At 65.0% G+C, this 22,547-nt stretch carries 24 protein-coding genes and 4 tRNA genes; 9 read left to right on the forward strand and 19 right to left on the reverse strand.

What is annotated here, in order from left to right; genetic code table 11:
• Position 1 precedes the first annotated feature (1 nt).
• Complete coding sequence (locus tag J2X62_RS19700; RefSeq protein ID WP_310182723.1) at positions 2-1,237, reverse strand: SDR family oxidoreductase; 1,236 nt, start codon at positions 1,235-1,237, stop codon at positions 2-4.
• 236 nt (positions 1,238-1,473) lie between these two features.
• Here J2X62_RS19700 and J2X62_RS19705 point away from each other — a divergent pair, with 236 nt between their 5' ends.
• Complete coding sequence (locus J2X62_RS19705) at positions 1,474-3,420, forward strand: CocE/NonD family hydrolase (RefSeq protein WP_310182725.1); 1,947 nt, start codon at positions 1,474-1,476, stop codon at positions 3,418-3,420.
• A 10-nt stretch (positions 3,421-3,430) separates the two neighbouring features.
• The gene (locus J2X62_RS19710) at positions 3,431-4,342 is read left to right on the forward strand and encodes an alpha/beta fold hydrolase (protein WP_032365255.1); all 912 of its coding nucleotides are present in this window, start codon (positions 3,431-3,433) and stop codon (positions 4,340-4,342) included.
• 71 nt (positions 4,343-4,413) lie between these two features.
• Here J2X62_RS19710 and rplA read toward each other — a convergent pair whose 3' ends face one another.
• From rplA to J2X62_RS19765, 11 genes are all read right to left on the reverse strand, one after another.
• Positions 4,414-5,133 (reverse strand): 50S ribosomal protein L1, encoded by a 720-nt coding sequence (rplA, locus tag J2X62_RS19715; protein WP_027498276.1) that lies wholly within the window; start codon positions 5,131-5,133, stop codon positions 4,414-4,416.
• An 82-nt stretch (positions 5,134-5,215) separates the two neighbouring features.
• Positions 5,216-5,650, reverse strand: a complete 435-nt coding sequence (rplK, locus tag J2X62_RS19720; RefSeq protein WP_008713829.1) for a 50S ribosomal protein L11 — start codon at positions 5,648-5,650, stop codon at positions 5,216-5,218.
• 65 nt (positions 5,651-5,715) lie between these two features.
• On the reverse strand, positions 5,716-6,552 hold the full coding sequence (gene nusG, locus J2X62_RS19725) for a transcription termination/antitermination protein NusG (RefSeq protein WP_032381279.1): 837 nt from the start codon (positions 6,550-6,552) through the stop codon (positions 5,716-5,718).
• 65 nt (positions 6,553-6,617) lie between these two features.
• Positions 6,618-7,079, reverse strand: a complete 462-nt coding sequence (gene secE, locus J2X62_RS19730) for a preprotein translocase subunit SecE (RefSeq protein ID WP_222067703.1) — start codon at positions 7,077-7,079, stop codon at positions 6,618-6,620.
• A gap of 30 nt (positions 7,080-7,109) precedes the next feature.
• Positions 7,110-7,182 (reverse strand) — tRNA-Trp (locus J2X62_RS19735).
• Positions 7,183-7,372: 190 nt separating this feature from the next.
• A complete protein-coding gene (hadB, locus tag J2X62_RS19740; RefSeq protein ID WP_032381278.1) occupies positions 7,373-7,798 on the reverse strand; it encodes a (3R)-hydroxyacyl-ACP dehydratase subunit HadB in 426 nt (141 codons plus the stop codon).
• Positions 7,785-8,297, reverse strand: a complete 513-nt coding sequence (gene hadA, locus J2X62_RS19745) for a (3R)-hydroxyacyl-ACP dehydratase subunit HadA (protein WP_048316186.1) — start codon at positions 8,295-8,297, stop codon at positions 7,785-7,787. Before hadA ends, hadB begins: the two co-directional genes overlap by 14 nt.
• A 91-nt stretch (positions 8,298-8,388) precedes the next feature.
• Positions 8,389-8,556 carry a 50S ribosomal protein L33 gene (gene rpmG / locus J2X62_RS19750; protein ID WP_027498281.1) on the reverse strand — a complete coding sequence of 56 codons (168 nt, stop codon included), beginning with the start codon at positions 8,554-8,556 and terminating at the stop codon, positions 8,389-8,391.
• A gap of 81 nt (positions 8,557-8,637) precedes the next feature.
• Positions 8,638-8,710: transfer RNA gene (locus tag J2X62_RS19755), tRNA-Met, on the reverse strand.
• Positions 8,711-8,773: 63 nt separating this feature from the next.
• Positions 8,774-8,846 (reverse strand) — tRNA-Thr (locus J2X62_RS19760).
• 183 nt (positions 8,847-9,029) lie between these two features.
• Positions 9,030-9,112 (reverse strand) — tRNA-Tyr (locus J2X62_RS19765).
• Between the two features lie 175 nt (positions 9,113-9,287).
• On the opposite strand from J2X62_RS19765, the gene J2X62_RS19770 reads away from it, so the two are divergent.
• Complete coding sequence (locus tag J2X62_RS19770) at positions 9,288-9,788, forward strand: YajQ family cyclic di-GMP-binding protein (protein ID WP_027498282.1); 501 nt, start codon at positions 9,288-9,290, stop codon at positions 9,786-9,788.
• A gap of 66 nt (positions 9,789-9,854) precedes the next feature.
• Here the strand turns inward: J2X62_RS19770 and htpX are convergent, their stop codons facing one another.
• Positions 9,855-10,724 (reverse strand): zinc metalloprotease HtpX, encoded by an 870-nt coding sequence (gene htpX, locus J2X62_RS19775; RefSeq protein ID WP_222067701.1) that lies wholly within the window; start codon positions 10,722-10,724, stop codon positions 9,855-9,857.
• Between the two features lie 87 nt (positions 10,725-10,811).
• Positions 10,812-11,831 carry a polyprenyl synthetase family protein gene (locus J2X62_RS19780; RefSeq protein ID WP_230073289.1) on the reverse strand — a complete coding sequence of 340 codons (1,020 nt, stop codon included), beginning with the start codon at positions 11,829-11,831 and terminating at the stop codon, positions 10,812-10,814.
• A 295-nt stretch (positions 11,832-12,126) separates the two neighbouring features.
• Here J2X62_RS19780 and J2X62_RS19785 point away from each other — a divergent pair, with 295 nt between their 5' ends.
• Entirely contained in the window at positions 12,127-13,374 is a 1,248-nt protein-coding gene (locus J2X62_RS19785; protein ID WP_082519149.1) for a geranylgeranyl reductase family protein, read from the forward strand.
• A 12-nt stretch (positions 13,375-13,386) separates the two neighbouring features.
• Here J2X62_RS19785 and J2X62_RS19790 read toward each other — a convergent pair whose 3' ends face one another.
• The 4 genes from J2X62_RS19790 to J2X62_RS19805 form a co-directional block, all read right to left on the reverse strand.
• Positions 13,387-14,082, reverse strand: a complete 696-nt coding sequence (locus tag J2X62_RS19790) for a demethylmenaquinone methyltransferase (protein WP_027498286.1) — start codon at positions 14,080-14,082, stop codon at positions 13,387-13,389.
• Positions 14,083-14,096: 14 nt separating this feature from the next.
• Positions 14,097-15,236 (reverse strand): glycosyltransferase family 1 protein, encoded by a 1,140-nt coding sequence (locus J2X62_RS19795; RefSeq protein WP_310182752.1) that lies wholly within the window; start codon positions 15,234-15,236, stop codon positions 14,097-14,099.
• A 63-nt stretch (positions 15,237-15,299) separates the two neighbouring features.
• Positions 15,300-15,725 (reverse strand): glutaredoxin domain-containing protein, encoded by a 426-nt coding sequence (locus J2X62_RS19800; RefSeq protein WP_310182756.1) that lies wholly within the window; start codon positions 15,723-15,725, stop codon positions 15,300-15,302.
• The gene (locus tag J2X62_RS19805) at positions 15,718-16,206 is read right to left on the reverse strand and encodes a hypothetical protein (RefSeq protein ID WP_045840680.1); all 489 of its coding nucleotides are present in this window, start codon (positions 16,204-16,206) and stop codon (positions 15,718-15,720) included. Before J2X62_RS19805 ends, J2X62_RS19800 begins: the two co-directional genes overlap by 8 nt.
• Positions 16,207-16,261: 55 nt before the next feature.
• Between J2X62_RS19805 and J2X62_RS19810 the strand changes: the two genes are divergently transcribed.
• The gene (locus J2X62_RS19810) at positions 16,262-16,765 is read left to right on the forward strand and encodes a DUF2505 domain-containing protein (protein ID WP_027498290.1); all 504 of its coding nucleotides are present in this window, start codon (positions 16,262-16,264) and stop codon (positions 16,763-16,765) included.
• Here J2X62_RS19810 and menD read toward each other — a convergent pair.
• The gene (gene menD, locus J2X62_RS19815; protein WP_310182763.1) at positions 16,762-18,372 is read right to left on the reverse strand and encodes a 2-succinyl-5-enolpyruvyl-6-hydroxy-3-cyclohexene-1-carboxylic-acid synthase; all 1,611 of its coding nucleotides are present in this window, start codon (positions 18,370-18,372) and stop codon (positions 16,762-16,764) included. The genes J2X62_RS19810 and menD overlap by 4 nt on opposite strands.
• A 62-nt stretch (positions 18,373-18,434) precedes the next feature.
• Between menD and J2X62_RS19820 the strand changes: the two genes are divergently transcribed.
• The 4 genes from J2X62_RS19820 to J2X62_RS19835 are packed head-to-tail and all read left to right on the forward strand — an operon-like array spanning position 18,435 to position 22,401.
• Entirely contained in the window at positions 18,435-19,022 is a 588-nt protein-coding gene (locus J2X62_RS19820; RefSeq protein WP_032365245.1) for a flavin reductase family protein, read from the forward strand.
• The gene (locus J2X62_RS19825; RefSeq protein WP_027498293.1) at positions 19,019-20,083 is read left to right on the forward strand and encodes an AbrB family transcriptional regulator; all 1,065 of its coding nucleotides are present in this window, start codon (positions 19,019-19,021) and stop codon (positions 20,081-20,083) included. The genes J2X62_RS19820 and J2X62_RS19825 overlap by 4 nt, the downstream gene beginning before the upstream one ends.
• 49 nt (positions 20,084-20,132) lie before the next feature.
• A complete protein-coding gene (locus J2X62_RS19830; protein ID WP_094643940.1) occupies positions 20,133-20,981 on the forward strand; it encodes a siderophore-interacting protein in 849 nt (282 codons plus the stop codon).
• Positions 20,982-21,003: 22 nt separating this feature from the next.
• Positions 21,004-22,401 carry a DUF2252 domain-containing protein gene (locus J2X62_RS19835; protein ID WP_310182773.1) on the forward strand — a complete coding sequence of 466 codons (1,398 nt, stop codon included), beginning with the start codon at positions 21,004-21,006 and terminating at the stop codon, positions 22,399-22,401.
• Positions 22,402-22,547 lie beyond the last annotated feature (146 nt).

Genomic DNA, 22,547 nt, shown 5'->3' on the forward strand with positions numbered 1-22,547 from the left:
GTCAGTTGACGACAGGGGTGAGCGTCTTGAGCTGGGCCTTCTCGAAGTACAGCTCGAAGAGCCTGCGGTGATCGCACCAGGAGGTGTCGTGGTCGACGGGCAGGATGGCCTCGGGCTTGTGCACCAGCCGCATCAGCTTGTCGATGTTGTCGGCGAGCATGGTCTCGGCGAACCGAGGCGAGATACGGACGCTGACGCGTTCGACGAACTCGTCCCAGCTCACCAGGTCGAGGCCGAGGAGCTCGGCGTACAGATCGTGTCCGTAACCGGTCGGGTTGCTGGGCAACAATCGGGTGAGCGGGTGGCTCCGCAGTGCGTTGCCGGCCATGACGTCGCACATCACGTCCACCGGGACGTAGTTCATTCCCGGCCCGTCCCAGATCGCGCCGGCGGCGATCGCCAACTCCACGATGCGCCAGAAGCTGTAGACGCGGCCCGGATCGAGGCCCAGGTCGGTACTGCCGAGGATGTAGGGGGCCTCGGCCAGCGTGACGGAGTACGTGTCCGACATCGACAACCACCCGAGCAAGGTGGCGTTGACCCACTTCATCTGGGCGTACCCGGAGTACCACCACGAGTCGGGACGACGGAAGTCCTCGGGCTTCTGATAGAGATGCGCGCCGATGCTACCGACGTAGGTCAGATGCTTTCGGGCCGAGGTGATGCTGAATTCGAGGATGCGCAGCACGCTGACGAACCAGTCGTCCCGCAGCTCGGCGTAGCTCTCGGTGTAGTCGGTCGAGCTGGCGCAGTTGAAGATCTGGCCCACACCGGCGGCGAGTTCGAAGTACGCGGCCTTGTCCAGACCGAAGCGGAACGAGGTCGGCGTGCCTTCGACGATCCGAATCTTGTCTGCATCGACCGTGATCTCGTACTGATCGAACGTGCGCTGGAGTCGCCCTCGAGCCGACTCTTCCTCGGTGGGACGAACCACGGCGTACACGACGTCGACGGCGGAGTCCCGGGTGAGACGGCCGAGCAGATGCGCGCCGAGAAACCCGTTCGCTCCGAACACGAGCGCAGTGTCGGTACGCGGGGGTGCCATGCTCGCGACGCGGCGACGGGTCTCCTCGTCGATGAACGGCCGCAGCGCGGTGGGATCGCCGTTGCTGAGGGCAACGACATCGGCGTACTTCCCGGCAAAGCGAAGCCCCGGGCATTCGCTGGTGATCAGTGCGTCCGCGTGCGGCCAGATAGGCCGTTGCGATCCGTCTCCGAACAGTGCTTCTACGTGCATTCGTACTCCCCTGCAACGGTCGGTGTCCCACATCACTCGGACGGGCAGACGTTAACAACGCAGCGCGCGTCGTAGTCGCTGGTTTCGAAAGTCTGGTACGCCCCACAGCGTGGCTCAACCGGCGTTGAGAATGTTCCCAACAAAACACAGAACGGAGGCCGTCTCGTTGGAGCACACCACGACCGATTCGCGTTCCACAGGACAAAGAGGGTCGTTCGAAGGTCTAATCGTTCTCCATGACCGCCGTCGAGCCCCACCCCCTCCTGAGACCACCGCGCGACCCCAGCGGCGGCGAGGCCGCGCAGGCCTGGGCAGCGATCACGGCGCAGGCTCCGCAGTACCCACGAGTGTTCGTCTCGGCCGACGTGCGCATTCCGATGAGCGACGGAGCGGCCCTGCGCGCATACGTCTTCCGCCCTGCCGATGCGTCCGGGCAGCCGGTACCGGGGACGTTCCCGACGGTCCTGAACCTGACGCCCTACAACAAGCTGCTGATCAAAGGCATCGATACGATCCTCGAAACACCGATACTCGGCCGAGCCATCAGGAAGTTCTCGTCGGCGTTCGACCTGACCGGTACCGCGTTCGACGGCATCACCGAAATCACCCGTGTGGTCGCGGGCGGAGCCGCGGATCTGTTGTCGGTGAACCGCCACCTCGTTCGTAGCGGGTACGTCCAGATGATCGTCGACGTTCGAGGAACCGGAAGCTCCACCGGAACCTGGGATGTGCTGGGCACCCGAGAACAACAGGACTCGACCGAAGTGATCGAGTGGGCCCGCCGGCAATACTGGTGCAACGGCAGAATCGGCATGGCGGGCATCTCGTACTCTGCGATCAACGCACTGCAGGCGGCGGCCAAGAGACCCGACGGGCTCGACGCGATATTCGCCGTCGAAGGTTCGGTGGACATCGTTCGCGAGATCTTCGCAACCGGAGGCGCGACCTCGGCGTTCATTCCCCTGTGGCTCGCTGCCGTCAACGGACTCAAATGGGCACCTGCGGTACGAGGAATCGATACCCTCGCCTGGCTTCGCGACCGCGTCCGATCACCCGCGACCGACCTGTTCGATCTGGCCAAAGGCTTTGTCACGGGCAATGATCCACGAATCTACGACGACCCGTATTACGACACCATCGACGCCGCCATCGAGGACATCACCGCACCGACCTTCCTCTACGGCTGCTGGCACGACATCTTCGGCAGCTCGGCCCCGGACATCTACAACCGACTCGCTCTCGAACGCGGCTCCAAACAACTACTCGTCGGCGACGGCTACCACGTCAATCCCGGAATCGGCTTCGGCGAACCGGGTTTTCCACCACGACTGGACGTACTCGAGCGAGCCTGGTTCGACAGGTGGCTGTGCGACATCGACAACGGAATCGAGAACTACGGGCCGGTCACCCTCCGACAACAGGGCGGCAATTGGACTGCGCACGGCCGCTTTCCGGCTCCCCAGGCACAGTCGCGCAGGCTGTATCTGTCGACCGAAGCGTCGAACACCGCCACCCACGCCGCCGGCGACGGCAGCCTCGCCTACGAGCCGTCCACGTCGTCCGGCGTGCTGACCGTACGTCCGTCCCTGCGTGCCGTCGTATCCCGGGACACCACACAGGTTCTCGCCGGTGTCACGGCTCTACTGGGCGGCGGCTTCACATACGACAACCGATTCGCCGAAAGTGCCGCCGCCACGTTCACCACCGAACCCGCCCGCGCGGACGCCGTGCTGTCGGGGCCGATGAACCTGCATCTGCGCGTGATCTGCCGTGCCCGAGAAGCATTGTGGGCGATCATGATCTGCGACGTCGCCCCCGACGGTAAGTCGACCGTATTGAGCAACGGGGCGTTGCTCGCGTCTCGCCGAGCCGTGGACGACGAGCGATCACTGTTCGCACCGAACGGCGACTACACCCGGCCGTACCACCCGCTCACCAAGGCCGCTGTGCTGCCGGTACCCGTCGGGCAGCCCATCACACTCGACATCGACATTCTCGGCACCGAAGCTGTGATCGCGACGGGTCATCGCCTCCGGGTGGCCGTATTCGCCACCGACGCACCACGGTTCATCCCCATCCTGCCGGACATCGTTCGCACTCGACTGAAACCGCAGGACATCGCGATCGACCCACACGATCCCAGCTACCTGGTGGTTCCGGTGCTGGGCGACCCCGACTGGTAGGAACGAGAACATGAGAATCGAACAAGGCATCGCGCCGTCGAACTCCATCGACATCGCGTACGAGGACATGGGATCGGTCGACGACCCCGCTGTACTGCTCATCATGGGTCTGTCCGCGCAGCTGACGCTGTGGCCCATGGACTTCTGCACGCGTCTCGTCGACGCCGGATATCGGGTGATCCGCATCGACAACCGCGACATCGGGCTGTCGACGAAGATGACGGGCAGGAAGGTGCACGGCTGGCAGATTCTTCGGCTCCTCCGGCACGAACTGGGAATGTCGTCGGACGTCCCGTACACGATCGTCGACATGGCCGCCGATGCGGTCGGTGTACTCGACCACCTCGACATCGACTCCGCGCACGTCGTGGGCGCGTCGATGGGCGGCATGATCACGCAGGTGTTCGCCGGTAGCTACCCGCAGCGAACCAAGTCCGTGTCCATTCTGTTCTCGAGCACCAACGAGGCATTCCTGCCACCGCCGGATCCCCGGGCACTACTGCCGTTGATCGGTGGCGTCGGCAAGGACGCCACGAAGGACGAGATCATCGCGCATTCGGCGAAGACACTGTCCACGATCGGCTCCCCCGGGTTCCGGACCCCGCTCGAGGAACAGCTCGAAATCGCCCAGGTGATGTACGAACGCAACTACAACCCGTCCGGCGTCATTCGGCAGATGGCGGCCATCACCGGTACCGGCAGCCTCAAGCCCTACGCACAGAAGATCGACGCACCGACGACCGTCATCCACGGGACCGCGGACCGACTGGTGCGGCCGGCCTGTGGCAAGGCCATCGCCCGGGCGGTTCCCGGCGCAGAGCTGACCCTCATCGAGGGCATGGCACACGACCTGCCGGCCGCGTTGCTCGACCGGATCAGCGGCCTCGTGCTGGCCAACTTCGCTCGCGCGAACGCAGCCTAGATCTCGGCAGGACAGAACGACGAAGGCCGGCCTCCCACAGGGAGACCGGCCTTCGTTCGGAGCTGAAGAAATTACGCGTTCGCGTCATCCTCGAGGAGGTTGCGAGTGCGGTTGGGATCGACCTGGACGCCGGGTCCGGTGGTGGTCGAAACGGTGACCTTCTTGACGTAGCGACCCTTCGCCGACGACGGCTTCGCACGCAGGATCTCGTCCAGTGCGGCACCGTAGTTCTCGACCAGCTTGGTCTCGTCGAACGAGGCCTTGCCGATGACGAAGTGCAGGTTGGCCTGCTTGTCGACGCGGAAGTTGATCTTTCCGCCCTTGATGTCGTTGACGGCCTTGGTCACATCGTTGGTGACCGTGCCCGTCTTCGGGTTCGGCATCAGGCCACGCGGTCCGAGGACACGGGCGATGCGGCCGACCTTGGCCATCTGATCGGGGGTCGCGATAGCGGCGTCGAAGTCCAGGAATCCGCCCTGGATGCGCTCGATCAGATCTTCTGCACCGACGACGTCGGCTCCTGCTGCCTCTGCTTCAGCAGCCTTCTCACCAGCGGCGAAAACAATAACCCGAGCGGTCTTGCCGGTGCCGTGGGGAAGGTTGACGGTGCCGCGCACCATCTGGTCTGCCTTGCGGGGGTCGACGCCGAGTCGCACTGCGACCTCGACGGTGGGGTCGAACTTGCTCGACGCGGTCTCCTTGGCCAGCTTGGCGGCTTCCAGAGGCGAGTAGAGGTTGTCCTGGTCGATCTTGGCGGCCTGCTCGAGGTAGGCCTTACTGCGCTTTGCCATGTCTTACTGTCCTTCGTTCGAGTTCAGAGTGGTTGACGAGCCTGGCCGGCTCTCCCACGTGTGATGCTTGAGAGGCTGAAAATCAGCCTTCGACCGTGATGCCCATCGAGCGAGCAGTGCCGGCGATGATCTTCGCGGCCTGATCGATGTCGTTGGCGTTGAGGTCTTCCTGCTTGGTCTTGGCGATCTCGCGCACCTGATCCATGGTCACCTTGGCGACCTTGGTCTTGTGCGGCTCGCCGGAGCCCTTCGCCACGCCTGCAGCCTTGAGCAGCAGCTTGGCAGCGGGAGGAGTCTTCAGCTTGAAGTCGAACGTACGGTCCTCGTAGACCGAGATCTCGACGGGCACGACGTTGCCGCGCTGCGACTCGGTCGCGGCGTTGTACGCCTTGCAGAACTCCATGATGTTGACGCCGTGCTGGCCCAATGCGGGGCCGACGGGCGGTGCCGGGTTGGCGGCACCGGCCTGGATCTGAAGCTTGATGATCCCGGCTAGCTTCTTCTTCTTCGGGGGCATGTCTTGTTTCCTTGTATTCGCTCGGGTTTCTTGCGGTTGCTACTGCAAGTCTGTGCGGTCGGCTTCTAGATCTTGGAGACCTGGGTGAAGCCGAGCTCGACCGGGGTTTCACGGCCGAAGATCGATACCAGCACCTTGAGCTTCTGCTGCTCTGCGTTGACCTCGCTGATGCTGGCCGGGAGGGTCGCGAACGGGCCGTCCATGACGGTGACCGACTCGCCGACCTCGAAGTCGACCTCGATGGTGGGCTTCGACGTGGTCTCGCTGCCCTGCTCGGCAGTGCCTGCGGCCGCTTTCGCGTCCTTCTTGGCACCTTCCTGAGGCATGAGGAACTTGACGACCTCGTTGATGGTCAGCGGCGACGGACGTGACGTCGCGCCGACGAAACCGGTGACGCCGGGAGTGTTGCGGACCGCACCCCAGGACTCGTCGTTCAGTTCCATGCGGACCAGGATGTAGCCGGGCAGAACCTTGCGGTTGACCTGCTTGCGCTGGCCGTTCTTGATCTCGGTGACCTCTTCGGTGGGAACCTCCACCTGGAAGATGTAGTCACCGACGTCGAGGTTCTGCACACGGGTCTCAAGGTTGGCCTTGACCTTGTTCTCGTATCCGGCGTAGCTGTGAATGACGTACCAGTCACCGGGAGCGCGGCGCAGAGCCGCCTTCATCTCGGCAACGGGGTCTTCGGGCTCTGCGGTAACGTCGACGTCAGCGGAGACCTCGGATGTCTCGTCGCCTTCGGCGGGAACGTCGTCCCCGGCGGCAGCGGCGACATCGGCCTTGATTGCTTCGTCCGTCTCGCGGTCCTGAGCGGCCTGCTCCGCTTCGAGGCCCTGCTTGGTCGCCTCGACATCGGCGTCGAATGCGGCCACTTCGGTGGCGTCGTTGTGCGGCGTGCTCACGTCAGCACCCTTTCTCTAGTTCCTGCTCGGTTCGATCGTCGAAAAGTCACGGCAACTGCGTTCGGTCAACCGAACAGCCAGCCGACGCCCTTGATGAACAGCAGATCGAGGCCACTGATGAACGCGACCATGAACGCCAGGAAGACGAGCACGACGGTGGTATAGGTGACCATCTGCTTCTTGTTCGGCCAGATGACCTTCCGAAGCTCGGCGACGACCTCGCGGAAGAACTGCAGCAGACGCAGAAACACATTCGGTCGCTTGTCGAGCTTGGTCTTGCCGGATCGAGCCTTGCCCGAAGCGGCCTTCGCGGGCGCGGCCTTCGTCATCGACACGCCGGCGGCGCTGCCACGGGACCTGCCGGACGCGCGCTTGCCGGTGGGAGCCACTGCGCCTGCAGCGGCATCATCTGCGGTTGTGTCAGCATCGGAGAGACGGCCCTCGGAGCCAGGTGCGACGTCGTCTGGAGCCGAGGAGTTCTCGAACTCCTCCGATCGACCGTCGCGCTTACCGCGCTCCTCGCTCACGTCGTTCCTCTCAGTTGCTGACACCTTGGGCAGGGGCGACAGGACTTGAACCTGCAACCTACGGTTTTGGAGACCGTTGCTCTACCAATTGAGCTACGCCCCTTCGGCCGAAAACTTCTCGGCCGCTCTGGTGTCCACCCGACGCATTCACGCGAACCCACACAACCTCCGAGGAGGACGCGGGCAGCGCACAGCGCTGGATTACCCCAGAAATCTCAGTGTACTGCACACCCTTCGGAACAGATAAATCCCGTCGTTCCGGCAGCTCGGTGGCCGTCCGGATCGACCCATCATCAGGCCAAGCGAACCGTAGCGGTCGCTCGCCCGAAAATCTTCTTGCCTTCGAACTTCGCCACGATAGCGATGACGGCAGTTCTCTCGTCCGCATCCACCGACTTGATCTTGCCGGAGAACTCGACCGCAGCCGCGGAGTCCTCGGACACGTAGACCGAGCTGGTGAAGCGAACGTTGTATTCGGTGACCGCACCGGGATCACCCAGCCACGACGTGACGAACCCGGCACCGAGGCCCATCGTCAGCATGCCGTGCGCGATCACATTGTCCAGGCCGGCCAGGCGGACGACCTCGTCGCTCCAGTGAATCGGGTTCGGATCTCCCGAGACACCCGCGTAGTTCACCAGATCGCCGCGCGTGAGCATGACGATTCGCTCCGGCAACTCGTATCCGACGGAGACGTCGTCGAAGCTACGAAGCGCCATGCATGATCACTTCCTTGACCGCGTGCGCGATGTTCTCGTCGACCTCGCCGCCGGTACGCGCGACGATGGTCGTCCACGTCGTCTGCACGACCTCGCCGTTCTGGTCGGTGACGATGTTCTTGGTGGTCATGATGTCGCTGCCACTCATCTGCCGGAACGACTCGAGGTGCACATCGCACACCAGTCGATCGCCGACCTGAATCGGGCGGTGAAATTGCAGCCGCTGATCGGTCTGCAGAATCTGGCTCGGGTCGTACCCGGTGATGACCTCTTTGAACATCCGCGTCTGCGCGATGATGCCGACCAGCGAAATGAAGGTCAAGGGCGCGAGGAGACCGTCGTAACCGAGGCCCTTCGCTGCGTCCTCGTCGTGATGCGCGGGATGGAAGTCCTGGACCGCACGCGCGTACTCACGGACCTTTTCGCGGCCGACCTCGTAGAAGTCGTCGACGCGGTAATGAAAACCGACCATGGACGCCGCGTGAGCGGATACATCCATGGCCGGAATTTCAGATGATGCCGCAGCATCGTGTGGTGCTTGTGACACGGTGGAAACGACCTTTTCTACCCTTACAGAAGGGCAGTTCGACCTAGCGAGACTCGCGGTGCGCCCGGTGCGTGCCGCAGTTGGAGCAGAACTTCTTCAGCTCGATGCGGTCGGGATCGTTCCGACGGTTCTTCTTGGTGATGTAGTTGCGGTGCTTGCAAACCTCGCAGGCCAAGGTGATCTTGGGCCGCACATCGGTGGAGGAGGCCACTGGACGCCTACTTTCGGGTAAATCTGATCTGGGTCAATCAGGACTGTTCATGCGTGCTACTTGCCGTGCTTGCCTACTGTGTAGCGGTGACCGGACTTGAACCGGCGACGCAACGATTATGAGTCGTTTGCTCTACCAACTGAGCTACACCGCCTCAGGTGCTCATCGTCCACCATCCCACGAACGGGAGCGCGACGTCGAGCCATCCAATCCAGCGAGCCCCCTAACGGAATCGAACCGTTGACCTTTTCCTTACCATGGAAACGCTCTACCGACTGAGCTAAGGGGGCGGGTGACTACGGGAACTCTCGTTCCGCAGGCTCCACCTCAGAACACGAACAAGCCGTGCGCTGAAGCCTTCAAGAGGTTACACATTCCGAGCACCGACTGCCAAATTGCGAGGTCAGCGGCCCTGATATGTCCTCTTCACATGGAAACCCCAGCGAGAAAATTTCTCGCCGGGGTTCCAGGTGTGGCAGATGTAGGATTCGAACCTACGTAGGCATAAGCCGACGGATTTACAGTCCGCTCCCATTGGCCGCTCGGGCAATCTGCCGTGCTGCGATCGAAGTCCGTGCTGGTCTTCGGCGCGGTGAGAAGAATACAACGAACGTCCCCCCGGAACGCAAACCGGGTGGATACGGTCGGTAGCGGGCCGATAAAGTCCCAGCGGGATGTGGACCGACACCACCGCAGAAACAAATTTTCGATTCGACTGGAGAGTGTGAGAAGTGGCTGATTCGTCCTTCGACGTAGTGAGCAAAGTCGACCGGCAGGAAGTGGACAACGCTCTCGGACAGGCCGCGAAGGAGCTGGCGACCCGCTTCGACTTCCGAGGATCGGACACCAGCATCGAGTGGTCCGGCAGTGGCGAGTCCGAGACCATCGTCATCACGTCCGAATCCGAGGAGAAGGTCAAGGCAGCTCTGGACGTCTTCAAGGAGAAACTGATCCGACGCGACGTCTCGCTCAAGGCTTTCGAGACCAACGACCCGGCCGCGTCCGGCAAGGTCTACAAGGTCACCGGCAAACTCGTGCAAGGCATCAGCACCGAGAACGCCAAGAAGATCTCCAAGAAGATCCGCGACGACGGCCCCAAGGGCGTCAAAGCGCAGATCCAGGGCGACGAGCTGCGCGTGAGCAGCAAGAAGCGCGACGACCTGCAGGCAATCCAACAGTTGCTCAAGAACGAGGACTTCGGCATCGCCCTGCAGTTCGTCAACTACCGGTAGAGCGCCGCATGTGAGTGGAACCTCGTAGCAGGCTACGAAGTTCCACTCACATGTCGCAGGCTCCGGTCAGTACGGCCGGTGGCCGGCCATGCGCTCGAGCCGCTCGATTCGGTCGGCCATCGGCGGGTGAGTGGCGAACAGCGCGCCCGCTTTGTCGCCGATGCGGAACGGATTGGCGATCATCAGATGCGACTCCGCGGCCAGCCGCGGCTCGGGCGGCAGCGGTGCCAGCTGCACCCCCTGCTCGAGCTTTCGCAGTGCCGAAGCCAGCGCCAGCGGGTCGCCGGTCAGCTCGGCACCGGACTGATCGGCCTGATACTCCCGAGAACGAGAGACCGCGAGGCGCACCAACGTGGCCGCGATGGGTCCCAGCATCGACACCAGCAGCAGAGCGAGTGGATTGGCTCCCCCGTTGCCGCGGCCACCGAACACATTCGCAAAGAAGGCCAGGTTCGCCAGGCCCGAGATGACCGACGCCATGGCACCGGCCACCGACGAGATCAGGATGTCGCGGTTGTAGACATGCGAGAGTTCGTGTCCGAGCACCGCTCGCAGTTCCCGCTCGTCGAGGATCCGAAGAATGCCCTCGGTGCAACACACGGCTGCGTTGCGCGGGTTCCGCCCGGTGGCGAACGCGTTGGGATTGTTGGTCGGGCTCACGTACAGCGCGGGCATCGGCTGATGCGCCGTTGTCGCCAGTTCCCGCACGATCCGGTACATCGCGGGCTGTTCGAGCTCACTGACCGGCACCGCGTGCATCGACTTCAGAGCCATCTTCGCGCTGTTGAAGTACGCGTAGCCGTTGACGCCGACGGCCAGCACGATCGACCCGATCAGAATCATCGAGTTACCGAACAACGAACCGATGAAGACGATCAGCGCAGACATCCCGACCAGCAGGCCGAATGTCTTCGCACCGTTGGCGTAACTGTTCATCGTGACGGGTGCCTCCTCGTACCGGGTGTTCCTACCCGATTCAACGACGGCACCCCGACGCGCAGTTCCCGACCACTGCGTGGGCGACTACCCCACGCGTTCGACGGTGTAGTTCACCAGTCGGCCCAGGGCGTCGTTGGCCGGTCCCTGCGGCAGCAGTGCGAGCTCGGCGTGGGCGCGGTCGGCGTACTCGCCGAGGGTCTTCTTGGCCGCGACCATGCCGGGTGACCGCTGCAACAGCTCCAGGGCCTCGGTGACCAGCGCATCCTCGGTGACCGGGCCGGCCAGGATCTCGCGCATGCGGTCGCCGTCGGCACCTTCCTCGCGGAGCGCGAACAGCACCGGCAGGGTGTGCACGCCTTCCCGCAGGTCGGTGCCGGGAGTCTTACCCGACTGCTCGGTGGCCGAGGAGATGTCGATGATGTCGTCGGAGATCTGGAACGCGGTGCCGACAGCGTCACCGAGGCGCTCGAGGCGTCCCACGTGCTCGGCATCGCCGCCACTGAACGTGCCGCCGAAGCGCCCACAGGAGGCGATGAGCGACCCGGTCTTCTCCCACACGACCTTCAGGTAGTGCGCGATGGGATCGTCGGTGCTCTTGGCCCCGATCGTTTCGCGCATCTGCCCGGTGACCAACTCGGCGAAGGTCTCGGCGATGATGCGGACTGCGTCGGGTCCGAGGGTGGACACCAGACGCGACGCATGTGCGAAGAGGTAGTCGCCCGCGAGAATGGCCACACTGTTGCCCCAGCGTGAGTTCGCACTCTCGGCTCCGCGGCGCATCGACGCCTCGTCCATGACGTCGTCGTGATAGAGCGTCGCCAAGTGCACCAGCTCGACCACGGTGGCGGCGGTGACGATCGCCGGATCTGTCGGCGACGGCCCCAGCTGGCCGGTCAGCACGGTGAACAGGGGTCGGAATCGCTTGCCGCCGGCCTTCGCCAGATGCAGAGCAGCCTCGGTGAGGAACTCTTCGCCGTCGGACAGTTCGCTGATCATCAGCTCTTCGACGCGCGCGAGACCGTCGGCGACGGATCGAGCGAGCTCCGGGTCACCCAGGTCGACTCCGGCAACGACCGTTACTGCGGTCGCGTCGTCTGTACTCACGATGTTGATCCCTGTCCTGTCGTCGGCGTCGAGCGGCGATGGATGACGGAAACTGCTGCTCGGGTACTACCGTAGTGAACCTAGTGTGCACACTCGCACGACGGTGCCGCCCACCACAGGTGACTATTCCCTCACCGAACCGAGCCCGAGTCGCTTCCCGACGCGCCCTCCAGGGGCGAGTGAGTGAACGACGTCACCGCTCCGACGGTGAACACGCCCGATGAGCAGGGCCTCGACAACGGTCGACCGAAGGCCCTGACGGCGCAGCACCGCGGCAGTCGGGATACTGGGATCTGTGACCTCATCCAACCCGGCCCTGCCCTCCTCGACCGATGTGTTGGTCGTGGGCGCGGGCCCCGCAGGATCGTCCGCGGCGGCGTGGGCAGCGCGTTCCGGCCGCGACGTCGTACTCGCCGACGCGGCCGTCTTTCCCCGGGACAAGACGTGCGGCGACGGGCTGACTCCGCGCGCGGTCGCCGAACTCGATCGGTTGGGCTTGGGTGAATGGGTTCGCGGTACCGCGCGCAATCGCGGGTTGCGCCTGAGTGGGTTCGGCCAGGAACTCGAGCTCGAATGGCCGAGCAGATCTTTCCCGGCCGTGGGTAGTGCCGTCCCGCGAACCGAGTTGGACGACCGCATTCGCCGCGTTGCCGTCGACGCCGGGGCTGTGATGGCCGAGGGTGCCAAAGCGGTGTCCGTCACCCGCGACGGAAATGCGGTCCGTTCGGTGACGCTGCAGACCGGCGAAGGCAGCCACGACATCGCGTGCCGCACTCTGATCGTCGCCGACGGCGTCCGGTCCACGCTGGGCAAGCAACTCGGACGCCAGTGGCACCGCGACACCGCGTTCGGCGTCGCCGCCCGCGCGTACATCACGTCTGCTCGTAGCGACGACGAATGGATCAGCTCGCACCTCGAACTGCGCGACGGCGCAGGCACGCTGCAGCCCGGCTACGGATGGGTCTTTCCACTGAACGACGGCAACATCAACATCGGCGTCGGCACGCTGGCCACTGCCACCCGGCCCGCACCGGGAGCCCTGCGTCCCCTGCTGGACCTCTACACCCAGCAACGGCGGTCGGAATGGGAACTGACCGGCGAGCTGCGGTCGGTCGCGTCGGCGCTGCTGCCGATGGGCGGGGCGGTCTCCGGCGTCGCGGGGGTGAACTGGGCGATCATCGGCGACGCCGCAGCGTGCGTGAACCCACTCAACGGTGAGGGCATCGACTACGGACTCGAAGGCGGCCGCATGGTGGTCGACCTTCTCGATCACGCGGACCTGACCGACGCCTGGCCGACCCTGCTGCGTGAGCACTACGGTCAAGCCTTCTCCATTGCTCGACGCCTCGCCGGACTGCTGACCGTGCCGAGGTTCCTGCCCGCAGCGGGCCCGGTGGGCATGCGCTCGCGGGCACTGATGAAAGTCGCGGTCCGGTGCATGGGCAACCTGGTCACCGAGGCCGACAGCGACCTCGTCGCTCGTACGTGGCGAACCGCAGGAACCACGTCACTGAAAATCGATTCGCGGCCGCCGTTTTCGTAGCCGCGCGCGGACTCAGGGCCGAATTGCCTTGTGCAGAGCCACGATTCCACCGGTGAGGTTGCGCCACTGCACGTCGGTCCAGCCGGCGTCGGCGATGCGCTGAGCCAACTGCTCCTGCGTGGGCCACGCGCGAATGGACTCGGCGAGATAGACGTACGCGTCGGGGTTGCTGCTCACTGCGCGAGCGACTTTGGGGAGCGCCTTCATCAGGTACTCCATGTATGCCGTGCGGAACGGGCCGAAGACCGGGGTGGAGAATTCCGAGACCACAAGACGCCCACCGGGTTTGGTGACTCGGGCGATTTCGCGCAGACCGGCATCGAAGTCGGAGACATTGCGAAGACCGAACGAGATGGTGGCGGCGTCGAAACTGGCGTCGGCGTACGGAAGCGCCATCGCGTCACCGGCGACCATCGGCACTCCGCGGGAGAGTCCGGCTCGGAGCATGCCCTTGGAGAAGTCGGTGGCGACGCACCAGGCCCCGCTGCGTCCGAGTTCGACGGTGGAGACGCCGGTGCCGGCGGCGAGATCGAGGACCCGCTCGCCCGGCTTCAGGTCGAGGGCTCGGCGGGTCAGCTTGCGCCAGCTGCGGTCCTGGCCGAACGACAGAACGGTGTTGGTGATGTCGTAGCGTCGGGCGACGCCGTCGAACATCGACGCCACCTCGTGGGGCTCTTTTTCCAGGGTTGCGCGCGATGTCGTGGCCACGAACTCCAGCTTACTCAGGCTGCTTCGGTCACCCGTGGCGCTGTGATGCCTTGCACGTCGTAGTAGTGGGAGATCAGCTCGTCGCAGATGGCAGGCCAGGTGCGGTGCAGAACCGATCGGCGGGCGGCGTTGCCGAAGCGGGCACGGGTGGTGGGTTCGGCGAGGGCGCCGACTGCACTGGGCAGCAGCTCGGTAAACTTGTCGACCGGCAGTAGGTAGCCGTTGCGGCAGTGCGAGACCAGATCGCGGGGTCCGCCGGCGTCGGGACCGATGACGGGGACTCCGCTGGCGAGGGCTTCTTGGACTGCTTGACAGAAGGTTTCGTGTTCGCCGGGGTGGACGAAGATGTCGAAGCTGGCGTAGGCCTGCGCGAGTTCGTCGCCGCCGAGTTGCCCGGTGAAGATCGCATTCGGCATCAGTTCGCGCAGGGCCGCCGTATCGGGACCGCCGCCGACGATCACCAGCTGGATCGACGGATCCGTGGCCAGCACGGCGAGCCGCTCGACGTGCTTCTCCGGCGCGAGCCTGCCGACGAACCCGACGATCAGCTTTTCGCCGGCTCCCCATCGGCCGCGAAGGGTGGCCGACGCGGCCGAGGGCGCGAACCGAACCGCGTCCACTCCCCTGGCCCACCGGTGTACGCGCGGGATGCCGTGCTGCTCGAGAGCGTCGACGGCCGAGGTGGATGGTGCCAGAGTGCGGGCCGCTCCGCGGTGCAGTCTCCTGGTCCAACGCCACGCGGCCTTCGAGGTCAAGCCGAGGCCGTAACTCGCGGCGAATCCTGCGACATCGGTCTGGTAAACGGCGACGGCAGGCACGTCGAGGCGGTTCGCGGCGGCCAGGCCGCCCGCTCCGAGCAGGAACGGGGACGCCAGATGCACGACGTCGGGCGCGAAGGTCCGTAGCGCCGAGACCATCCCGAGGCCAGGAACACCGACGGGCAGGGAGCTGACCTTCGGCACCATCACGGACGGCACTCGGTGGACCGGGACGCCGTTGTGCCAGGTCGCCGCTCGCGGTCCCGACGGGTTGTCGGGAGCGACGACGATGGCGTCGTGCCCGGTCTTCTCGAGATGTTCGAGGACACGGATCACCGAGTGGGTGACGCCGTTCATGTTGGGCAAGAACGATTCCGCAACGATGGCTACTCGCACGGTCCTCAGTGTGGGTGGCCACGCAGTCGCCCAGGCATGGACGACGTTACGTGTGGGCCAACGTCACACGAATTGCTGGGCGACCCACGACGGACTCGGGTTGGTGCGGTGTCCGGTACCCACGAACACCGTCGGAACCGTCTCGTTCCCGTCGTTCACCGACCGAACCCGCGCTGCGGCAGCAGCATCTGCGCGGATGTTCGTCCACACGGCCTTCTTTCCGCGGAGCAACAGCGCAACCCGTAGCCGAAGGCAGAAGATGCAACCGGGACGCCAGTAGATCAGCGGCACCGATTTTTCGGTCGCGAACACTCGAGACGCGTCGTCGGATACAGAGCGCGGATACAGCACCGGAGTCGTCAGAACGAGCAGAAACACCACCACGAGCACCATGATCACGATCGAGGACGCGACGTTGCCGAAGTTCACCAACGCGAACCCGGCCACTGCGGCGACAGCAGCGATGACCCACTGCCTGGCCTTACGCATCCTGTACCTCCATGCGCTTGGCCCCCATACGCTGGGTCTCCTTGCGACGTAACCAGAACAGGGCCGGCAGGGCGATCAGCCAGGTGACGACGATGACCGATCCAGCGGGGACGATGGCCACGGTGGCGTCACGGCCGGCTACCCGCACCAGCAGGTCGCTGTCGCTGTCGTTGTCGTCGGAGTCCGCCTTGTAGTACTCGACCTCGATGCGCTGACCCACGACGAGGTTGGTGGGGTACAGCACGCCGAGTCTGGGGTTGTGGGTCACGCCGTCGGGGGTGATGAAACTGACCGCCGAACGCAATTTGCCCGCCGAGAGCACCTCGGCCGTCGCGACGCCCTTGTCGGAGTCGATGGTGACGTCGTTTCGCCAGGCACCGACCACCAAGAGGACCGACAGAACCGAGATGGCGACCGCGACCACGAGCACGACCAGCCGGATTCTGTGCAGAGTTCGGCTGCCCCTCTCGGTGTCGGTCACAGCATTCAGGTTACTTCGCGGCCGGTTCGCCTCCGCTCCGGTAGCCTCTGTGCTCATGTCGCGCAGCTTCGAGTTCACCGTCGAATCGTCCAATCCGCCCGCTGACGTGCATGCCGCACTCACCAGTGAAGACCAATGGGCCGCTCGCTTCGCCAAGGCGAAGAAGACGGACGGGTACGAGATGACCAAGCACGACGACGGCGGCTTGACCGTGGACATCACCGAGGAGGTCGGCACGTCCGAACTGCCCGGGTTCGTCACGAAAGTCATCAAGGGCAAGCTGATCGTCTCGCGTACCGACCACTGGGGTCCGCTCGAAGGCGACCACGCCGAGGGCACGCTGGTCGGCGGCACCACGGGTCTCCCCGCGAAGGTGAACGGCACCCTCTCGCTTCGCCCCGACGGCACCGGAGCGAAACTGGTCGTCAAGGGTGAGTCGACGGTCAAGATTCCGCTCGTCGGCGGCAAGATCGAAGACCTGATCAACAAGATGATCAAGGACATGATCGATCAGGAAACCGGCGAAACACTCGAATGGGTTGCTGCGCAACAGAATTAGAGACGGGCCCGGATCGCTGCGTGTAGGTCGCGCAGCCCGGACCGTTCCGTGGTCACTTCCAACACGCGGATTCCGTCGGCGTGGCCGGTGAGTTCGGCCGCCAGTTCCGCCACGTCCACCAGGCGATGTTCGACGCGGTAGGCCCCGCACAGCGCGCCGAGGTCCATTCCGTGCGGTGTTCCGAACACCCGCTCGAACACACCCGCGTACTGCGGGTCGCCCTGTTCGAGAAGCTCGAAGATGCCGCCGCCGTCGTCGTTGGCGACGACGATCGTCAGATCGTCCGGACGCGGCTCGCCGGTGCCGATGAGCAGACCGGCCGCGTCGTGCAGGAACGTCAGATCACCGAGAAGCGCCACCGTGCGGCGCTTTCCGGCCATCGCCGCACCGATGGCCGTCGAGACGGTGCCGTCGATGCCGGCCACGCCACGATTGGACAGAACCTTCACGCCCGGGATCGGAGTGGAGACCAGGGCCGCGTCGCGCACGGGGTTGGAGGCTCCGAGCACCAGCTGATCTCCGGGCTGCAATGCCGACATCACCGCGTCGGCAACGTGCAGACCCGTCGGCTTGGGGTGCTCTCGAAGTTGTTGGTGCACAGCCTTTTCGGCGCGTTCCGATACGGCAGCGCAGCGCGCGATCCACGCGGGATCGGGTGCGCCGGTGGTCACGGCACGCGTGCCGGTGGCCAGTACGTTGCCCGAGACGTCGGGCCAGCGCGGGCCGGTGGTGAGCGCGATGACGTCCACCGCCGGATCCGCGAGCAGCGCCGACACCTGCCGGTGCAGGGTCGGGCGGCCGGTGATGACGGCTTGACGCGGCTTCAACTGCGCAAGAGCCAAGGGATGCAATGCAATTCCGTGCAGTGGCGCGGTCGGCTCGGCGACGGTCGGCAGCCCGGCAAGCTCCGGACGAACGGCTCCGCCGTGCCCGGACACGACGACGGTGTCGACCGACAGATCGAGTTCGACCGGGACGTCGAGGGTCGCCTGGGTGGTCGAGGTCCACGGCATCCCGTCGGGACGTCCTTCGGGCCGGGCCCCCGGATCTCCGAGAGCGGGGACCAACGGTTCACGCAGTGGAATGTCGAAGTGCACCGGTCCGGCATTGCCCGAGCGCGCACCCCGCGCAGCAGCGATGACCCGCGAGACCGCGCTGCGCCACTGACTGTTCTGCTTGGGTCCTTCCTCGGCGAGCCCGAGGCTGATCGTCGCGCGGACCTGCGACCCGAACAGGCCCAACTGCTCGATGGTCTGGTTGGCACCGGTGCCGAGCATCTCGTACGGCCGGTTGGCACTGATGACGATCAGCGGGATCCGGGCGTAGTTCGCTTCGAGCACCGCGGGCCCGAGGTTCGCCACCGCCGTTCCCGACGTCATCACCACCGGGACAGGTTGGCCGCTGCCCAGGCTCAGTCCGATGGCCAGGAATCCGGCGGTCCGCTCGTCGATCCGCATGTGCAGTCGTAGCCGGCCGGCCGCGTCGGCTTCCTGCAGAGCGAAGGCCAACGGGGCGTTGCGCGAGCCGGGACAGAGCACGACGTCTTCGATCCCGCTGCGCGCCAGTTCGTCGACGACTGCAGTGGCCTGAACGGTGGACGGATTCACAGTTTCCAGAGTGTCAGATGCTCCGGTCGGCCGCCGCAACCGGGCTTTGACAGTATTGAGGCGTGCGTACAGTCTTCCGGCCCGACGAGGTCTCCTCCCGCCGCTTCTACCAGCTACTGACCGCGTCGGTGGTCCCCAGGCCCATCGCCTGGATCTCCACGGTCTCGGCCGACGGTGTGGCGAACCTCGCGCCCTACAGCTTCTTCACCGTCTCGTCCGTGGAACCGCCGGTCGTCCAGTTCACGTCCGTGACCCGCAAGGACAGTCTGCGCAACATCGAGGCCACCGGCGAGTTCGTCGTCAATCTGGCCACGGCACCGTTGGTCGATCAGGTCAACGGCAGCTCGGCGAGCTTCGAGCACGGCGTCAGCGAGTTCGAGGCCGTCGGCATCGAGAGCGAACCCAGTGCGATCGTCACGCCGCCGCGGGTAGCTGCCGCCCCGATCGCCATCGAAGCCACGCTGCACCGCGTCGTCGAGGTGGGAAACTGCTTCGTCGTCATGGGTAGCGTCGTCGCAGTGTCCGTTCGACCTGAATTTCTCGCCGAGGACGGCCTGCCCGAGTTCGAGACCATCGCTCCGCTCAGCCGACTCGGCCGTACCGAGTGGGGACTGCCGCCCGAGGTTCGCGAGATCGAGCGACCTTCTTGATTCGCTGGCTGCTGCTGGTTCTCGTCACGGTCGCACTGACCGTCGGGGCCGATGCACTCGGTGTGCCGTCGGCTGCGTTGTTCGTTGCACTGTTGGTGGCGATCGTGTTCGCGCTCGCCGGGTGGGCTCCGACGACCGGAACCGAGCGAGCGCCGCTCCCCCGCAGACTCGGCATGGCGGCGCAGGCAATCCTCGGCGTCGAGATCGGCACGCTCGTGCAGAGCGACACTCTGAGCTCGCTGGGCGATACCTGGCTGCCGGTACTGCTGGCATGCATCGGCACCCTGTTGCTGTCGATCGCGGCCGGCGCACTGTTGGGGCTTCGTAAAGACATCGATTCACTGACCGGTTCGTTGGCGCTGGTCGCGGGCGGAGCCTCGGGACTGGTGGCGATCACCCAGGAGTTGGGCGGCGACGAACGCGTGGTCGCGGTGGTGCAATACCTGCGTGTCGTGCTGGTGACCACAACGCTGCCGCTGGTCGCAACCCTGGTGTTCGACGCCCAACCCGGACAATCGTCGGTCACCGCCGACGTGCACGAGGCGCTCTGGATCGACCTCGCCTTCGTCGTGATCTGCGGCGTCATCGGCGTGATGCTGGCCAAGATGATCCGGCTGCCCGCCCCCGCCCTGCTCGGCCCGCTGATGATCGCCACGCTCGCCGACGTGCTCGGCGTCTCGTTCGACGCGTCCGTCCCAACGCTGTTGCTGTGGGCGGCGTACATCGTCATCGGCTGGCAGGCCGGACTGCGGTTCACCGTCGCCAGCTTGAAGTCGATCTCGCGGGTCCTGCCCGCATCGTTGATGTTGATCATCGCCGTCACCGTCTGCTGCGCGATGCTCGGCCTGTGGCTGGCGTCCGCGACGGGGACGAGCGGCTACGAGGGATACCTCGCGACCACTCCCGGCGGGGTGTACGCGGTGCTGGCCATCGCCGCGTCGACCGGGGCGAACGTCACCTTCGTCGTGGCCGCCCAGGTGATCCGCGTGTTCATGATGCTGTTCGCAGTACCCGTCGGAGCCAAGGTGGTCCAGCGCTACCGGCGCGGTCGGCCCGAGTGAGAGATCGACGCAACCCCATCGCAGCTTAGGGTCGGCTAACCTGTGCGGCATGGGTAAGTACCTCAAACCGGAGAACCCCGCGTTCTACCGCCTGACCGTGCTCGGGAGCGAGCGAATCAGCCCCAGCTTCATCCGGGTGACCCTCGGCGGCGATTCGTTGTCGAACTTCCGCTACATGGGCTATGACCACTGGTTTCGCCTGTTCCTGCCGCAGCCGGGCCAGGACGAGCCGCGCATCCCCAGCGCCACCTCGATGCTCTGGTACGCCCAGTATCTGACGTTCTCCAAGGACACAAAGCCGGCGGTCCGCAACTACACGGTCAGCCAGTACCGCGCTACGGGAGAGGGCACACACGGCGACGGCCCGGAGCTGGATGTGGACTTCGTGGCGCACGGCGAAGTAGATGGTGGCGGCGGAACCGGTGGTCACAGTGGGCCGGCGTCGTCGTGGGCTACCAGGGCGGTCCCAGGCGATCGCGTCGCGATCTTCGACGAAGGGCGCATCTACACGTTCGAGGGACAATCGAGTTGGCAGTTGCTCGTCGGCGACGAGAGTGCTGCCCCGGCGATTCTCGGCATTCTGCGGTCGTTGCCGGCCGACGTTCGGGTCAAGGCCTTCGTCGAAGTGCCCACCGAGGCCGACATCCAGAAGCAGGACGTGCACGCAGGCGTCGAGATCGAGTGGATCGTGCGCCCCAACCCGCTGGCCAAGCCGGGCGAGGCCGCGTTGGCCGCGGTGCAGAAAGCCGAGCTTCCGGACGGCGATCCGTTCGTCTACGTGGCAGGGGAACAGGGGTTGGCGACGGGCCTGCGTAGATACCTGGTGAACGAGCGTTCCGTACCCAAGTCTCGGATCTGCTTCACCGGATACTGGAAGTTCGGTAAAGCCGCCCCGTAGCCCTCGATTAGTGTGACTTCACATGCCCGGCTCCGGAAAAGGTCATACCGTCGTCACCGACTCGGCAGCAGTCGACAGCGCACCGTACGCATCGTTGCGTGCGCGGCCACTCCCCCGAGCCGAACGATACGAGCTGGGTCGACGCCTGCGCGACAAGGTCCCGATCGCATCGCTGGGCGAGTGGACACCGCCGCCGGATCGCCCGGACCCGGTGCAGCAGATCGAGTACTCGCACCAGGGCCGGATCGAATGGCTCATCCCCACGCGCCTAGAGCGCATGGTCGAATCCCCGTACGGCTTCCTGCGCGGGACGGCCATCGTCATGGCCCGCGACGTCGCGATGCTGCCGTCCACCGGCATCAACCCGGTGATCAGCGGCGACGCCCACCTCGGAAACTTCGGCTTCTACGCCTCCCCCGAACGCGACCTCGTCATCGACCTCAACGACTTCGACGAAGCGCACCCGGGTGCCTGGGAATGGGATCTACGACGCCTCGCCGCGAGCATCTGGGTGGCCGGCCGTCAGAACGGACGCAGCGAGGATCGGTGCCGCGATGCCGTCGCCGCCTGCGTGTCCGCGTATCGAATCGAGGTCGCGCGCCTCGCCGACGAACCGCTGATGTCGCGGTCGTTCCAACGGTTGACGGCCGAGAAACTGCAACGGGACGCCACCGCGGGATCGTTGCGCAAGGAGATCAAACGCGCCACCAAGAAAGCGCGTCGACGCACGAGTGACCGCGTCCTGCCGCGATTCACCGAGGAACACGAGGGCACTCGCAGGATCGTCGAGGAGCCGCCGATCACCACTCGTATCTCGGCCGAGGACGAGGAGTTGCTGGCCGTCGGGCTGGACGAATACCTGCTCACCCTCACCCCGCATTGGCGTCGGGTGCTGGGGGGATACACGTTGATCGACGTCGCGCATCGCGTCGTCGGAGTCGGCAGTGTCGGGCTCCGGGCGTACGTGGCACTGCTCGAAGGCACCAGCGCGGACGACGTCGTGTTCCTGCAGCTCAAGCAGGCCAGACGGTCGGTGCTCGCCCCGTATGTGCACGGCGAATCCGCATGGCACGACCACCAGGGACAACGCGTGGTGGAGTACCAGCAGGATCTGCAGACGGTCAGCGATCCACTGCTGGGGTGGTGCACGATCGCCGGACGGCAGTTCTACGTGCGGCAGTTCCGCAACATGAAGGGGACGATCGATCTCTCGTCGATCGATGCACCCGCGCTGGTGGATTACGCGCGGGTGGTGGGGCGACTGCTCGCGAAGGGACACGCTCGCACCAGCGGCGCGTCGATGATCTCGGGATACACAGGCGATTCCGATGAACTCGACGTCGCACTGTGCCGATTCGCGCGACTCTACGCCGACCAAACCGAGGCCGATTGGGAGCGATTGAGCGCTACGCGCATGTGAGCGTGGAGCCCTCGGGTCGTTCCGCGGGCTCCACTCCCACCTCGTAGCCTGCTACGAATTTCCACTCAGTGATACTGGAGTTGTTCGTCGAGGTGGAAGGTATGACTCGTTTCCGCTCTGACGCCGATGGCTGTCTTTCATGTGAT

The sequence above is a fragment of the Rhodococcus sp. 3258 genome, from assembly GCF_031456475.1.
Taxonomy (GTDB): Bacteria; Actinomycetota; Actinomycetes; order Mycobacteriales; family Mycobacteriaceae; genus Rhodococcoides; species Rhodococcoides fascians.